14 protein-coding genes are annotated in these 14,159 nt (G+C 40.9%); 11 read left to right on the top strand and 3 right to left on the bottom strand.

Annotated elements, in window-relative coordinates; all coding sequences use genetic code 11:
• The first annotated feature begins 480 nt into the window (after positions 1 to 480).
• The 3 genes from QNH43_RS16720 to QNH43_RS16710 are packed head-to-tail and all read left to right on the top strand — an operon-like array spanning position 481 to position 2,349.
• Complete coding sequence (locus QNH43_RS16720) at positions 481 to 1,758, top strand: Glu/Leu/Phe/Val family dehydrogenase (RefSeq protein WP_283914993.1); 1,278 nt, start codon at positions 481 to 483, stop codon at positions 1,756 to 1,758.
• A gap of 34 nt (positions 1,759 to 1,792) precedes the next feature.
• Entirely contained in the window at positions 1,793 to 2,083 is a 291-nt protein-coding gene (locus QNH43_RS16715; RefSeq protein WP_076365856.1) for an SAV0927 family protein, read from the top strand.
• A 17-nt stretch (positions 2,084 to 2,100) separates the two neighbouring features.
• Positions 2,101 to 2,349, top strand: coding sequence for a biotin/lipoyl attachment domain-containing protein (locus QNH43_RS16710; protein ID WP_283914992.1), 249 nt, complete (start codon positions 2,101 to 2,103; stop codon positions 2,347 to 2,349).
• A gap of 76 nt (positions 2,350 to 2,425) precedes the next feature.
• Here the strand turns inward: QNH43_RS16710 and QNH43_RS16705 are convergent, their stop codons facing one another.
• The gene (locus tag QNH43_RS16705; protein ID WP_283914991.1) at positions 2,426 to 3,166 is read right to left on the bottom strand and encodes an IclR family transcriptional regulator; all 741 of its coding nucleotides are present in this window, start codon (positions 3,164 to 3,166) and stop codon (positions 2,426 to 2,428) included.
• Between the two features lie 175 nt (positions 3,167 to 3,341).
• Here QNH43_RS16705 and QNH43_RS16700 point away from each other — a divergent pair, with 175 nt between their 5' ends.
• The 7 genes from QNH43_RS16700 to QNH43_RS16670 all read left to right on the top strand — a co-directional run bounded on the left by QNH43_RS16700 (position 3,342) and on the right by QNH43_RS16670 (position 11,569).
• Positions 3,342 to 4,220 carry a dimethylarginine dimethylaminohydrolase family protein gene (locus QNH43_RS16700; protein ID WP_283918386.1) on the top strand — a complete coding sequence of 293 codons (879 nt, stop codon included), beginning with the start codon at positions 3,342 to 3,344 and terminating at the stop codon, positions 4,218 to 4,220.
• On the top strand, positions 4,217 to 5,833 hold the full coding sequence (locus tag QNH43_RS16695; RefSeq protein ID WP_283914990.1) for a M20/M25/M40 family metallo-hydrolase: 1,617 nt from the start codon (positions 4,217 to 4,219) through the stop codon (positions 5,831 to 5,833). The genes QNH43_RS16700 and QNH43_RS16695 overlap by 4 nt, the downstream gene beginning before the upstream one ends.
• 165 nt (positions 5,834 to 5,998) lie before the next feature.
• Entirely contained in the window at positions 5,999 to 7,342 is a 1,344-nt protein-coding gene (locus tag QNH43_RS16690) for a YfcC family protein (protein ID WP_397221704.1), read from the top strand.
• A 51-nt stretch (positions 7,343 to 7,393) separates the two neighbouring features.
• Positions 7,394 to 8,581 carry an amidohydrolase gene (locus QNH43_RS16685; RefSeq protein WP_283914988.1) on the top strand — a complete coding sequence of 396 codons (1,188 nt, stop codon included), beginning with the start codon at positions 7,394 to 7,396 and terminating at the stop codon, positions 8,579 to 8,581.
• Positions 8,582 to 8,797: 216 nt separating this feature from the next.
• A complete protein-coding gene (locus QNH43_RS16680) occupies positions 8,798 to 9,559 on the top strand; it encodes a dimethylarginine dimethylaminohydrolase family protein (RefSeq protein ID WP_283914987.1) in 762 nt (253 codons plus the stop codon).
• A gap of 51 nt (positions 9,560 to 9,610) precedes the next feature.
• Positions 9,611 to 11,026, top strand: a complete 1,416-nt coding sequence (locus tag QNH43_RS16675) for an amino acid permease (RefSeq protein WP_076365872.1) — start codon at positions 9,611 to 9,613, stop codon at positions 11,024 to 11,026.
• A 204-nt stretch (positions 11,027 to 11,230) separates the two neighbouring features.
• Positions 11,231 to 11,569, top strand: coding sequence for a VOC family protein (locus tag QNH43_RS16670; protein WP_283914986.1), 339 nt, complete (start codon positions 11,231 to 11,233; stop codon positions 11,567 to 11,569).
• 123 nt (positions 11,570 to 11,692) lie between these two features.
• Here the strand turns inward: QNH43_RS16670 and QNH43_RS16665 are convergent, their stop codons facing one another.
• Both QNH43_RS16665 and QNH43_RS16660 read right to left on the bottom strand, forming a co-directional pair.
• Positions 11,693 to 11,833: a hypothetical protein gene (locus QNH43_RS16665; RefSeq protein WP_283914985.1), complete on the bottom strand. Its 141-nt coding sequence runs from the start codon at positions 11,831 to 11,833 to the stop codon at positions 11,693 to 11,695.
• Positions 11,834 to 11,848: 15 nt separating this feature from the next.
• Entirely contained in the window at positions 11,849 to 13,681 is a 1,833-nt protein-coding gene (locus tag QNH43_RS16660; protein WP_283914984.1) for a sigma 54-interacting transcriptional regulator, read from the bottom strand.
• Positions 13,682 to 13,876: 195 nt separating this feature from the next.
• On the opposite strand from QNH43_RS16660, the gene QNH43_RS16655 reads away from it, so the two are divergent.
• Positions 13,877 to 14,080: a hypothetical protein gene (locus QNH43_RS16655; RefSeq protein WP_283896938.1), complete on the top strand. Its 204-nt coding sequence runs from the start codon at positions 13,877 to 13,879 to the stop codon at positions 14,078 to 14,080.
• The last annotated feature ends 79 nt before the right edge of the window (positions 14,081 to 14,159 follow it).

Below are 14,159 nucleotides of genomic sequence, written 5' to 3'. Positions count from 1 at the left end.
ATGTATAGAGAATAGTTGACCATAGTCCCCTTGCCAGGTCCAGTTGGCCTTCTTCTTTACATTCATCGCAGCAATCTATAATAAGTCCCCTCGCTATCTAGTGTGTAAACAAAAGGAGTTCTATCTAAATTTTAAAGCAAAGTTGATTGGAGCGAGTGTACGAGACTCCTGCTTAGAAAAGCACGTGCCTGGAAATCGTTCAAATTGTACAGCCCCTTAAAAGACTGTAGACAAACTCGATTTTCATCTAGTTTGTCATCGACTGACACATCCTTATAAGGATGTGTTTTTTTATTTATTGTATTCTCAGTGTTTACATATGCAAACCTGAATTGCTTATGAATTAATACATATGTCCCGATGATGGTATGTGTGATAGTGATGATTGCAAATGGCGGATTATGGCTATCAACACGATATCTTCAAAGCTGGCATGAAAGTTGCTTAAGTAAGTTATAAGAATAAAAGTGAGGTGCTAAAATGACAGGGGAAATTAAAGTAATTGAAAAACGTCAGTTGGATAATCCACTGCAAGAGTTCCAGGATATCTTAAAAGAAGCGATTCATGTTTTGGGCTATCCAGATCAGGTTTATGATTTTTTGAAAGCGCCAATGCGTTTTCTGGAAGTCAGTATTCCTATTCAAATGGATAATGGGGAGACAAGGATGTTTCAAGGGTATCGGGCTCAACATAATGATGCAGCCGGTCCAACGAAAGGAGGTATTCGATTTCACCCGGATGTCACTCCTGAAGAAGTTAAGGCATTGGCCGGATGGATGAGCTTGAAATGCGGAATAACCGATCTTCCATATGGAGGGGCAAAAGGTGGCATTGTGTGTGATCCCAGACAAATGAGTTCATCTGAGCTAGAACGATTAAGCAGAGGGTATGTCAGGGCAGTAAGTCAAATAGTGGGCCCTACAAAAGATATTCCGGCACCTGATATGTATACGAATTCACAAATCATGGCCTGGATGCTGGATGAATACGATCACATCAGGGAATTCGATTCACCCGGATTCATTACAGGAAAGCCTCTGAGATTAGGAGGATCGAAGGGCAGGGAAAAGGCCACTTCCAAGGGAGTATTATATACACTTCAAATGATATGTGATTTAAAGGGGATTCCTATTGAAGGCATGCGGGTAATCATTCAGGGATTCGGGAATGTTGGCAGTCATTTAGCGTTGTATTTACATGAAATGGGGGCTAAGGTTGTCGGAATTGCGGATGAGCTTGGAGGCTTATATGATCCGGATGGCTTGGATATTCCTTACCTTTTGGAGAACAGGGACTCTTTTGGGGTCGTTTCGAACTTATACAAAGATTCATTATCCAATCAAGAATTGTTGGAAAAAGAGTGTGATGTGCTGATTCCCGCAGCTATTAGCGGAGTGGTGAATAAAGATAATGCAAAACGATTAAAATGTGAAATCCTGATCGAAGCAGCAAATGGGCCGACAACAAAGGAAGCGATCAAGATTCTCGATGATAAAGGTATAGTGCTGGTCCCGGATATTTTGGCGAATTCAGGAGGGGTGATAGTTTCGTATTTTGAATGGTGCCAGAACAACCAAGGTTATTACTGGACGGAAGAGCTTGTGGATGAACGATTGAAGGAAAAGATAACGGCCAGTTTTTTGAATGTATACCATACTTCACAAAAATATTCCGTGAACATGAAAGTGGCTGCTTATATTGAAGGGATTCGCAAAATAGCAGAAGCATCCCAGCTTCGAGGTTGGGTCAGGTTCTGAGCGAATTAGGGCTTACAAGAAAGGAGGCAATCCGTTGAATTTTGATATTCTTTCCGAAAATAAAGAAAACCAAGCTATTCATCATTATTGCTTATTGTCCCAAGATTATAGATATGATGTGACCATTGTATATTCGGCCCAGTTTTTCGGTAAAGCAATGGTGACTTCCATGCAAAGTGGAAGAATGATCCTGCTTTGTGCCAATGATATTAATTTAGATCAGTACTGGGCTCCGACCCTTGGGATTGAACAAGAAGATATACATGAGTTTCAAAACTTTCTCAAGTTGGTCTTACAAACCCCATTTCATTTAGAAGAATACTGAAGGAAGGAATGATGTAAATGTACGTTGATGTGATTCTTAGCCCATGTGAAGGCAGGATTGAAAAAATTTCAATATCCAAAAATTCGCGATTTTACGAATGGGAACAATTATTTCAGATTAGGAAGGCAGATGGACGTGTGGAAATCATTGATATTGGTGTCAGCGGGAAAATAGAATCATTGGAGGTATTGGAGGGTGAACCAGTGGTGGCCGGCGAGGTACTCGCCTATTTTAAAGAAGATTTATTTGTGACCGGCAGCGATTAATATAAATACGAAAAAGAAGATGAAATGATTCATCTTCTTTTTCGGCTTATCCGATAATCCTCCACTGCTCTCCTATTCATGTTCCCCTATACCCCAATTTTGCAGAAACCCGATTGCCTGATTCCATAACATTCTTAATGAGGAAATCAAGTCTTTCATCTGTCAGGTTAAAGCTGACAAAACCTATGCTCACCGCACCGTGAACTTCCCCAAAATGGTTCAGTATCGGCGCGGCAACAGAACATGTTCCCTCTGTTCTTTCACTGTGGCTGATTCCATGTCCCTTCGATTTAGTCTCCTGCAATATATCCCAAAATGCTGCTCTTTCTTGAATTGGCACAAGAGCGTCAACGATTTTTTTCGCTTGATTATATGGCATATAGGCGAGCATCGCTTTATTGGCAGCTCCAATATGCATTGGAACTCGTGAGCCAAGCTGGTCATAAACCCGGATTTGGCTTTTTTCACTGTCGATTCGTTCGATAACGAGTGATTCCATTCCTATTGGCTGGCTAAGGTATACGCTTTCCTCCACTTTGTTCATCAGCCTTTCCAGTTCAGGCCTTATTTGGCTGATGTAATCCATTTTGTCATACATACGTAATCCATATTCGAGCCAAATATTCCCCAAACCATATTGTTTGGATTGCCCGTCCTGTTGGATTAGTCCATGCAAGGACATCGCTTTTAACAAACGATGCATGGAGCTGACAGGAAGATCACATTCTTGGGAAAGTTCCGTAATTGACAGCCAGTTTTCCGATGAATTGGAAACCAGCACCTTTATAACGTTCATGGCACGGTCGATCGATTGCATAAACAAACCACCTATCTTTCATTACAAGTTGATTAAACTTCGATTTATTTGAATATTTAAAACATATTGACATTATACCAAAGTTAATTTTATAATAAAAGAAAAATTCCTATTAGCGGAAACGTTTTCCGTTATGCGGAAAAAGGAGGGGGAGGCAGTGACATATTGTTCGTCCATGTACAATCCATTGGAACGTGTCATTGTAAAACATCCGAAAGAAGCTTTTATTAGTCAAGAGCATTTAAGTCAAGCATGGAGAAACTTCAACTTTGCGGAAGAGCCCGATTTCAACGAAGCACTAAAAGAGTATGGTGACTTTATTTCCATTTTGGAGAAATATGTTCCAAACATCGATTATTTGCCAGCATCTTCGGTAGTCGGCATTGACTCCTTATATGCTCATGACCCGGTCAAATTCACTAGCCAAGGAGCCATTATTTTAAAGTCCGGGAAAGAATTGAGACAGCCTGAAGCTAATGTATACAAAGAATTTTGTAAGGAAAAGAACATCCCGATTATTGGGTATTTAACGGGTGATGCGGTCGCGGATGGCGGTGATATCGTTTGGCTTGATGATAAGACACTGGTTGTCGGACATGGTTATCGTACAAACGCTGAAGCCATTCGGCAATTAAAAGAAATGACCGCTCATCTTGTGGATGAATTCATCGTTGTTCAGCTTCCGCATGATCAAGGAGAGGGAGAGTGTCTCCATCTTATGTCATTCATCAGCATGGTCGACTGGGATTTAGCAGTTGTTCACTCCCGACTTATGCCTGTCTTTTTCAGAAAACTGCTAATTGAACGAGGCATACAGCTTATCGAAGTGCCAGTTGATGAGTACTTGACCTTGGGCTGTAATGTTCTTGCCATTGCTCCGCGGGTTTGCGTGATATCTTCTGGGAACGCTTACACAAAGCGAAAGCTTGTTGATGCGGGAGCAACGGTTTATGAATACAAAGGAACTGAGATCAGTTTCAAAGGCACTGGCGGTCCAACTTGTTTAACCTGCCCGGTGGTGCGTACTAATATTAATGAAGGGGGATTGGAATGAGTCAATTACTATGGGGTACTCCAGAAACGCTCCGTGCTTTGTTATGTGAACTTGTTAGCTGGGATAGCCGTACTCTTACACAAGGAGAACAATTGTTTCCGTATAAAGTGCAAGAGAAATTGAGGGAGCTAGATTATTTTAAAAGGAATCCGGCGCACTTATCGCTTCACGAGGCTGATTTAGGGAGGAACTTTGTCAATGCCTTTTATAAACATCCCGATAGCAAGGAGACCGTTGTATTAATTAGCCATTTTGATACGGTTCATACTGAAGAATACGGTGATCTTGAGACACTTGCATTTCAACCAGAGGAGCTCACGAAAAAACTTCATGACAGGAAAGATGAACTACCGGAAGAAGCGCGCATTGATCTTGAATCTGGAAAGTACTTGTTTGGCAGAGGAACGATGGATATGAAAATGGGTCTTGCCCTTCATATGGCTATCATCGAAAAGGCAAGCATCGAACAATGGCCGATCAATCTCCTGCTGTTAACGGTTCCTGATGAAGAAGTTAATTCTGCGGGAATGAGGGCTGCAGTTAAAGAACTTGTGACTTTACGTGATAAATATGGCCTTTCCTATAAAATGTTTTTTAATAGTGAACCGTCCTTTTCACAGAAACCGGGCGATAATAGACATTATATTTATTCCGGAACTTTGGGGAAAATCATGCCCGCTGCCCTTTTTTATGGGAAAGAAACTCATGTAGGTGAGCCATTAAAGGGTATGACGGCTAACTATATAGCCTCGTTCCTCACGCAGCTCATGGAGTGGAACACTCTTTTTCTGGAAAGTGATCTTGGTGAGGAGACACCATTACCGGTATCGCTTCAGCAAAAAGATCTAAAACTACAATATTCAACTCAGACACCTTATCGGGCAGCCGCGCTTTATAATGTGTTCATAATGAAAAGGTCAGCTGCAGAAATAATGGACCTATTCGAGCAGGTTGCAAACGAAGCAGCGATGAAATGCAATGAATCTTATAAAGAGCTTTGTCTGCGTGAACAAATTGAAGGTGTAGGTGCAGTACAAGTATTGCGCTACGAAAAGTTACTTTCATATGCCGAGGGCAAATTTGGCGGGAGTTTTGTCGAGCAAATAAAGAGTGAAGTAAATGCGGATTTGGATTTGGATGAGCGGGAAAAATCAGTGCGGATAGCTGAAAAATTGATGATACAATGTCAGGAGCTTTCACCCGCCATTGTCTTGCTGTTCGCACCGCCATATTATCCAGCCGTCAATACGTCCGATGATCCGCTTATCATGGAATCTGTGAAATTAATGAAGGAAACTGCCAGCATGCTTGGTGAAGAAGTCAGCCAAATTCATTATTTTAATGGCCTTTGCGATTTAAGCTATGTTCAATATAATGATGAGTCTGATGGCTGGACCGCTTTTGAAAAAAATACACCAGTCTGGGGCGATACTTACAGCATTCCTTTCGCGGATATGCAAAAACTTCAGGCACCCGTACTTAATGTGGGTCCTTTCGGCAAGGATGCACACCAGCGTACAGAGCGCCTTCACATCGATAGCGCCTTCGTCCATACGCCCGTCATGTTGGAGAAGTTAATTAAGAATATGTTTAAGTGTTTGGTTGAGAAGTGATGGTCCGACAGGAGAACTGATTAAAAGCATAAAACTTTAACTGGGGGTATTTTTATGAATGACCTTCCTAATGGTCAAATCACTTCCGAGCCGCTTAATCAGAATAATAAACCACTTAACCAACTAACGGAGCTACCGGAAAAAGGGATTAATCCTTTTGTATTAATGTTTATCGTGATTGTAATAGTGACGGTTTTAACCCATATCTTACCCGCGGGCCAATATGAAAAAATTGAAAAGGATGGCCGAAGTGTAGTCGATCCCACTTCTTTTGAATTCGTTGAATCAACACCAGTGGGATTATTGGAAATGTTCAGCAGTATTCACGCAGGGATGATTGAAGGAGCGTCCATTATCTTGTTCGTCTTTTTGTTTGGCGGAGCACTGGGAATCATGCAGGCAACAGGAGCACTGGATTCTTTCATTAAGTTTGTGGCTGTCCGATTCGGAACAAAAGAGAAATTGCTTATTCCATTGATGGTATTAATCTTCGCATCATTAGGGACCCTGATCGGCTCTGCTGAAGATGCATTAGTTTATATCGCAATTATTGTTCCGATGACGATTGCATTGGGCTTTGATGCACTTACAGGTTTTGCGATCGTCATCCTTGGAACATTGGCGACTGGATTCATTTCGGGCATTACGAACCCTTTTAATGTAGGGGTTGCCCAAAGCATTGCAGAACTGCCCATGTATTCGGGAATGGGATTGCGGATCGCTCTTCTTGCAGTGTTTTATGTCGTTACAGTATTGTACATCTATTTTCATGCAATGAAGGTTAAAAGAGACCCTGAACAGGGGGAGTATGGGAAATTCAGGCGTGAAGAACATGCACATCTTGATAAAAACTTTAAGATGAGTAAAAGACATAGCGCTGCTTTAATTATTTTATTGGTGAATTTCATCCTATTAGTATATGGAGTTATTAAATTAGGATGGTATATTAGTGAAATTGGCGGCTTGTTTTTATTAAGCGGGATCATAATGGGCCTGATTGGTGGCTTGACCCCATCCAAGATGGCCAATGGCTTCATTTCAGGAGCCGGCGATATGGTTTCCGGGGCATTGATAATAGGCGTTGCGCAGACAATCTTGGTCATCATTACAAGTGGCGGATTGCTGGATACCATTTTATATTATGCTGCAGGATTGGTTGAGCAGCTTCCTCCCGCCATAAATGCAATCGGAATGTTCATTGTCCAATTATTTCTTAACTTCATTGTTCCATCCGGAAGTGGACAAGCAGCATTGACGATGCCGATTATGGCTCCATTGGCTGATTTAATGGGCGTGACAAGACAAACTGCGGTGTTAGCTTTCCAATTAGGGGATGGGATCTCGAATATGATATTTCCGACTTCAGGAGTGCTATTGGCTGGACTGGCAGTGGCAGGCATATCATTTACGAAATGGGTAAAATGGGTGTTTCCGTATCTTTTGATTCAGGTTGCGGTAGCGATTATCTTTTTGATCATTGCCCAAAGCATACAGTATGGACCTTTTTAAAGACCTGAAAAGTCTGAATATTGGCACTAAGTGATTGAGGAGGCATTTATGATGAAAACAATACAGGAGACAGTTGTCGATGAAGTGATTTCATGGCGACGTCATTTTCACGAAAATCCGGAGCTCTCTTATCAGGAATACCAGACTTCTGAATTCATCTACAGGAAATTAAGAACCTTTACAGGATTAGAAGTGACGAGACCTACCGAAACGAGCGTTTTAGCGGTTCTCAAAGGATCTAAAAAATCGGCCCGAAAATCGAATACCATCACCTTTCGTGCCGATATCGATGCACTGCCGATTCAAGAAGAAGCAGAAATTGATTATCAATCTAGAAATCCTGGAGTTATGCATGCATGTGGACATGATGCACATGCTGCGATGTTATTAGGTGCTGCTAAAGTCCTGTCTGGGAAAAAAGATGCGATTGATGGAGAAATCAGGTTTATTTTCCAACACGCCGAAGAGGTACTGCCAGGGGGAGCTCAGGAATTGGTGAAAAAAGGGGTCATGGAAGGAGTGGATTATGCATTTGCACTGCATGTTACTCCTTATGAACGAACAGGAACGATATGTTTAAGGGAAGGGGTATTCTGTGCAGCAGCCGATGATTTTGAAATTAAAATCATTGGTCAGGGCGGTCATGCGTCGACTCCGGAATTAACGGTAGATCCGCTACTAATTGGTGCAGAAATTACGACGAATCTACAACATATCGTTTCCAGAAAAATTTCAGCTCTTAGGACACCCGTCATTTCAGTCACTCAGTTCCATTCCGGTAGTGCGCTCAATGTCATACCTGAATATGCGGAAATCGGCGGTACCATTCGTTCTTTAGATTCCGATAGCCGAGTGAAAGCAAGGGAGTATCTAGAGCAAATCGTTAAGGGGATTTCAGAAACGCATGGGGCAAAATGTGAAATTACTTGGTATTTAGGGTATCCAGCCGTGGTAAATGATAAAGCAGCTGTCGATATTTCAAAAATGGTCATGGAAGGGATTTTTGAAGAAAATAATATCATCCTGGTTGATGATCCTATGTTCGGGACAGAAGATTTTTCGGCTTTTTCCGAAATCGTACCCTCTTCCATGCAATTTCTAGGCGTTCATAATGATGAATTTGGAAAAGCTTACCCTTTGCACCATCCTAAATTTAAAATCGATGAGAAGGCTTTAGGGTATGGAGTAAGATATTTTGTAGGAATAGCGGATAAATTATGCGGACATCAAAATAATTGAGAAAGCATTAGGCTCGAAGAGGCAACGTAATAGATTAAGAGAAACCTTCGGTTGTCTCTTCTCCCTATCATGACTGTTTTTCCATGGATTATGCTCTCTGGAATGGTCAAGCGCAGCAAAGTGATCAAAAGATATTTCATTTAAAGAACGGCTGGTTCAATAAGGTTAATATCCTACATTTTAAAAAAATAAGCTACCTATATAGGAGGAATATATATGTTTAAAAACGCGATTGTAAGAAAGATTGGAAAAAGTTTTGTAAATGGCTTAACAACATCGGATTTAGGAAACCCGGATTATGAAAAAGCACTTGTACAACACGAGGCTTATGTAGAAGCATTAAAACGCTGCGGTGTGAAAGTGACCGTTCTCGAATCGGATGAGAGATACCCTGATTCTACGTTTGTGGAAGATACAGCCGTGTTGACGCCAAAATGTGCCCTTGTAACCAATCCTGGTGCAGAAAGCCGGAATGGTGAGATTAATGAAATGAAAGAAGTTTTAAAGGACTTTTATGACACAATCGAGTATATTCAATCTCCAGGTATGTTAGATGGCGGAGATGTAATGCAAGTTGAAAATCATTTCTATGTTGGACTTTCAACTAGAACAAATGAAGCAGGTGCTCTTCAGTTCAAAGATATTATGGCTAAGTATGGTTTTGATACGACCATCATTCCCCTTAAGAAGTTCTTTCATTTAAAAACGGGTGTCAATTACCTGGGAGACAATAATTTATTAGTGGCGGGGGAATTCATTAATCACGAGGCTTTTTCTGGCTTCAATCAGATAATCGTAAAACAGGAAGAAGAATATTCGGGTAACTGCGTCAGAATGAACGACTGTGTTATTGTCCCTAAAGGGTTTGAGGGCACTAAGAAAAAAATAGAAGATTTGGGATACACAGTGATTGAAGTGGAGATGACTGAATTTCAAAAACAAGATGGCGGACTTAGTTGTCTCTCATTGAGGTTCTAAGATAGTTTAGGAGAAGGCATAGGTTAATAGATAAGATAAGGAAGTGATTATATGGGGTATGGACTGGAGAATAATGATCAGCTGCAACGCTCGATGAAAAGACGCCATTTATTTATGCTTTCACTTGGCGGAGTAATCGGTACAGGACTTTTTTTAAATGCAGGCTATACAATTAACCAAGCGGGGGCAGGAGGGGCCCTGGTCGGTTATCTAGCTGGCGGTCTTATTTTGTATATGGTAATGGTCTGCCTTGGCGAGCTAGCCGTTCATATGCCGGTTACAGGTTCATTCCAGAAATATGCATCAGAATATATAGGGCCATCCGCTGGTTTCTCTCTAGGATGGATGTATTTTGTAGGTTCAGCCGCAACTGCAGGAGTTGAGTTCACGGCTGCAGGAATATTGATGAAACAATGGTTCCCCCATAGTCCTACCTGGATTTGGTGTGCTGTGTTCATAGTGCTTTTATTTACTTTGAATGCATTAACGACAAGAGGTTTTGCAGAAGCGGAATATTGGTTCGCTGGAATAAAAATCGTTGCAGTGATTTTGTTTATCTTGATTGGAATCGCTGGCATCTTTGGTTTTGTCTCTTTATCTGATCGTCCAACCCCATTCTTTGAGAATTTGGCTCCTTCTGGTCTATTTCCAGCTGGGGGGATTACAATTATCTTTGTGACAATGATGAATGTAATATTTTCTTATCAAGGCTCAGAACTAATAGGAATAGCGGCAGGGGAAAGTGAAAAACCTGAAGAGAATATCCCTAAAGCCATTCGAAACGTACTATTTAGGATCATTGTTTTCTACATTTCGTCCATTATCATCCTTTCCGCCATATTCCCTTCTTCGGAATTAGGCTTATTGGAAAGTCCTTTTGTCACTTTGATGAAGATAGCCGGGATTCCTTATGCAGCAGGTATCATGAATTTCATTATTTTGACAGCCATTCTCTCTGTGGGGAATTCATGTCTTTATGCATCTACAAGGCTGCTTTGGTCGATGGCTCATGACGGAATGGCACCCAAGGTGTTTGGTCTATTATCCAAGAGGAAAGTGCCATTGAATGCCCTTCTTTTTACAATCTGTTTTTCGCTTCTATCGTTATTGACTAGCTTCATTGCGGCTGATACTGTGTTCGTGATTCTTATGTCCATAGCGGGTATTTCCGTCACGATCTCATGGATGGGAATTGCTTTATCGCAATATATGTTTAGAAGGAAATTTATAAAAGCGGGTGGTAAAACGGAAGATTTACAATACACGGTACCCTTTTACCCATTTGTCCCGTTGTTTTGTTTAGGCTTTTGTTTGCTGATTCTAGTATTCCTTGCCTTTGATCCTACTCAACGAGTCGGACTGTTTTATGGAATAGGATTTTTGGTAGCTTGTATATTATTCTATAAATTTAAACTGGCTAAGAAAGTGGAGTCAAACACTAACTTTGAAAATGAAAAAATATTGTAATTGAGTTGCACCGAAGGCTAGCCAGTTTTTACTGGTTGGCCTTTTTAAATCTTGTAAATGCGTTCACTTGGAATTCACTTAATCGGAAGGGAAATACTGACATTTTAACGAAAAAGAAGGAATACCTTACAAAATAGGAAGGAAAAATTAACTTTTTTACCGAGAGACGGAAAGAAAACAATAATATTAAAATGGGGGGAAGTAATGAAGATCAATCATATAAATTTAACAGTTAATGATGTTACAGCATCAAGGGAGTTTTTAGAAAGATACTTTGGAATGTCATGTGCAGGAAGCCGGGGAGATGGGTTCGCTGCAATGAAAGATGAGGATGGATCCATATTGACTCTAATGAAAGGAAGCGATGTACAATACCCGAAGACTTTTCATATTGGATTCATACAAGAGAATGAAGAGCAAGTTAACAGGATCAATCAACGGTTGAAGGAGGATGGATTCATGGTGAAACCTCCACAACACTTACACAGATATACGTTCTACGTCGAATCGCCTGGCGGATTTAACGTTGAAGTACTGTGTTAACAAATTTCTTGGAGAAAGAACGTAAAACTACTATAAGAAAGGTTAGTGGTAGAACAAAAAATAATGTTGCCTATATATGTGTGGTCAATATGCAAAAACCAGTTGGATGAAAAATGGCTGGCGTTAATGCCAATTTAATTCCTTCATAACGTTCATGTGTATATGGAAGACCGAAAAAGCTGACTGCAAAAGCCCATTCAAGACGGCTTCTGTCATCAGCTTTTCTTTATTTTGCTTTAGTCCCCAAACGGTTTGATCCGGCATGACTTCACCCTGAAATCAAACATGGATATTGAGTTGCTTACGGAGACGTTGCATTTCCGAATTGAAATAGGCTTTGCTATAATCACATCCTACAATAGCGACGATATTGCCATCATCATCAATAATTGGCGCAAAGCTTGTTTTCCACTCACCGTACCTGTCTTCATATATCGGAGTTACACCAGCTTTACCATTAAACGCCTGGTAAGCGACATTAACCATTTCAGGGGGGCCAATATATTCTTCCCCCGGTTCAATTACAAAGCCTTTGTCTGCAACGAGATGGATCAGACGTCCATCCTCCGTCATGATAAATATAAACACCCATTCTATTACACCTTCCTTTTCTTGAATCATGGTAAGCTTTTGTTTTAATTTCTGGGAATAGGAAGTTTGCCGGTTCATATTTTTTTGCAGACTGATAACCTCTTCAGCTGGAATGATAGCTGCGGTTACAACGGCAATGGAACGAAGACGTTGATTTATTTGTTCTTCTAAAATGGCCCGTTTATCCACTGGTGAAAAGCGTGCTTCCTCAATTTTATTGCGTAATTTTTTATATTTCCTGCTCATCGTAGGCTGGCTGACTTCCAATACCTTCGCTGCTAGTTTTAATGATTTGTATTGTTCCATCGCCATGTTGATAAGCTGTTCCTCCACAAGGTCGACTGCTTCCTGCATAGGCATTAGAAAATCGATGACAGGTATTGAAGTGGGTTTGGGCCCTTTAAAAGGAAGGACCTCTTTAACCAATGCAACATCCACTTCCGGCATACCGCTAGTAATCACAAGCCTTTCAACTGTATTTTCAAGTTCGCGCACATTACCTGGCCATTGATGGATACATAGCAAGTCGATTGCATCAGGAGTGAAAGCCACATTTCGATTGTATAGTGTATTGTACTTTTGTAAAAAAAATTGAACCAGATGGGGGATTTCATCTACACGATTCCTAAGCGGCGGAAGATGGATGGGTACGACATGAAGGCGATAATATAAGTCTTCTCGAAATTCACCTTTTTTCACCATTTTTTCGAGCGATTTATTTGTTGCGGCAATCACTTGAATATCAACAGGGTGTGATGTCGTACTTCCAATTGGTGTGACGACGCGTTCCTGGAGGACGCGAAGCAGTTTTACCTGTACGTTAAGCGGTAACTCGCCAACCTCATCCAAGAATAGGATACCTTTATGGGCGAGTGTGAATTTCCCTTTGGCGCCGTCTTTCCGTGCGCTGGTAAAAGCCCCTTCCACGTAGCCAAAAAGTTCGCTTTCAATCAGGTTTTCCGGGATTGCACCGCAATTGACAGGTATAAATGGACCTTCGCTTCTGTTACTCATATTATGTATGGCCCTGGCGGCCATTTCCTTTCCTACACCGGATTCCCCCAATAAAAGGACTGTTGCGCTAACATCAGAAACCATTTGCATTTTATGCAGAACATCAAGCATCGGTTTACTGCGGATCACAAATGGAAAGGATGGCTTCTTCGATTCCAACAAAGGTCCCGATTGCCCCCTTGTTGTATCTGGATATGAGTCTTTAATTTCTTTGTAGGCCCACACCCATGCCCCAGATTCAATCGGGTATGCCGTCATCAGCATTTCTGGACCCTGCCATGAGGACTGCATGAAAGATCTTTTTTCATTTTTGCCCATTATCTCTTCTGCCAAGCTTGTGGAAAATAAATCTTGTTCAACATCCTTGATGGAACCACCGACATTAGCTGATTTGACTGTTTGGAATAAGGAGTTCCCTGTTCCGGTCGATTTCAGTATGGTGCCATTTTTATCTGTCACAATAAGCTGATCGTAAATAGACAAGAGTGCAGAGGTGAAGTGATCCATTTATGTCTACCTGCCTTTCATTTAACTTCCTAGTTTTATATTACAGAAATTTCACAATTGTTCAATAGTTTCAAAAATGAATATTCTTCCTATTGAAAACCTAGTAAGCATGGTGTTTCCTGATTGGCATGTTTATTGCATTAAAGTAAAGAGAAGGGACTAGAAAGCATGATTGCAAAGGAGGGAGAAGCTATTTTGAATAAAGAGAATCAGTTCCAACAGAATATCAATTCTGAAGATCCCTTTATTAAAAATCTATATTCAGATTTGAATGAGCGGATCAATGCGTATGAGCAGGAAGATGCCGTGAAAATCGACAAAATGAAATGGAAGGATGCGACAGGTTCTATTTTTCTCATGATATTAATCATCTTTTACCTGGTCTATACACTTGTCTAAAGTGGTTTATTTAGCTCACCCAAAACAATGACAGTCTTATTTCCAAGCGATACAATCATTATTTTATAGTTGGGAGAGA

This window comes from Peribacillus simplex (assembly GCF_030123325.1).
GTDB lineage: Bacteria > Bacillota > Bacilli > Bacillales > DSM-1321 > Peribacillus > Peribacillus simplex_D.
This window is presented reverse-complemented; position numbering and strand designations above follow the sequence as displayed.

Excerpts from the sequence above, each read along its gene's own strand:
- QNH43_RS16720 (WP_283914993.1), top strand. The coding sequence starts at position 481 with ATGACAGGGGAAATTAAAGTAATTGAAAAACGTCAGTTGGATAATCCA.
- QNH43_RS16710 (WP_283914992.1), top strand. The coding sequence starts at position 2,101 with ATGTACGTTGATGTGATTCTTAGCCCATGTGAAGGCAGGATTGAAAAA.
- QNH43_RS16705 (WP_283914991.1), bottom strand. The coding sequence starts at position 3,166 with ATGCAATCGATCGACCGTGCCATGAACGTTATAAAGGTGCTGGTTTCC.
- QNH43_RS16700 (WP_283918386.1), top strand. The coding sequence starts at position 3,342 with ATGTACAATCCATTGGAACGTGTCATTGTAAAACATCCGAAAGAAGCT.
- QNH43_RS16695 (WP_283914990.1), top strand. The coding sequence starts at position 4,217 with ATGAGTCAATTACTATGGGGTACTCCAGAAACGCTCCGTGCTTTGTTA.
- QNH43_RS16690 (WP_397221704.1), top strand. The coding sequence starts at position 5,999 with ATGTTTATCGTGATTGTAATAGTGACGGTTTTAACCCATATCTTACCC.
- QNH43_RS16685 (WP_283914988.1), top strand. The coding sequence starts at position 7,394 with ATGAAAACAATACAGGAGACAGTTGTCGATGAAGTGATTTCATGGCGA.
- QNH43_RS16680 (WP_283914987.1), top strand. The coding sequence starts at position 8,798 with ATGTTTAAAAACGCGATTGTAAGAAAGATTGGAAAAAGTTTTGTAAAT.
- QNH43_RS16675 (WP_076365872.1), top strand. The coding sequence starts at position 9,611 with ATGGGGTATGGACTGGAGAATAATGATCAGCTGCAACGCTCGATGAAA.
- QNH43_RS16670 (WP_283914986.1), top strand. The coding sequence starts at position 11,231 with ATGAAGATCAATCATATAAATTTAACAGTTAATGATGTTACAGCATCA.
- QNH43_RS16665 (WP_283914985.1), bottom strand. The coding sequence starts at position 11,833 with ATGCCGGATCAAACCGTTTGGGGACTAAAGCAAAATAAAGAAAAGCTG.
- QNH43_RS16660 (WP_283914984.1), bottom strand. The coding sequence starts at position 13,681 with ATGGATCACTTCACCTCTGCACTCTTGTCTATTTACGATCAGCTTATT.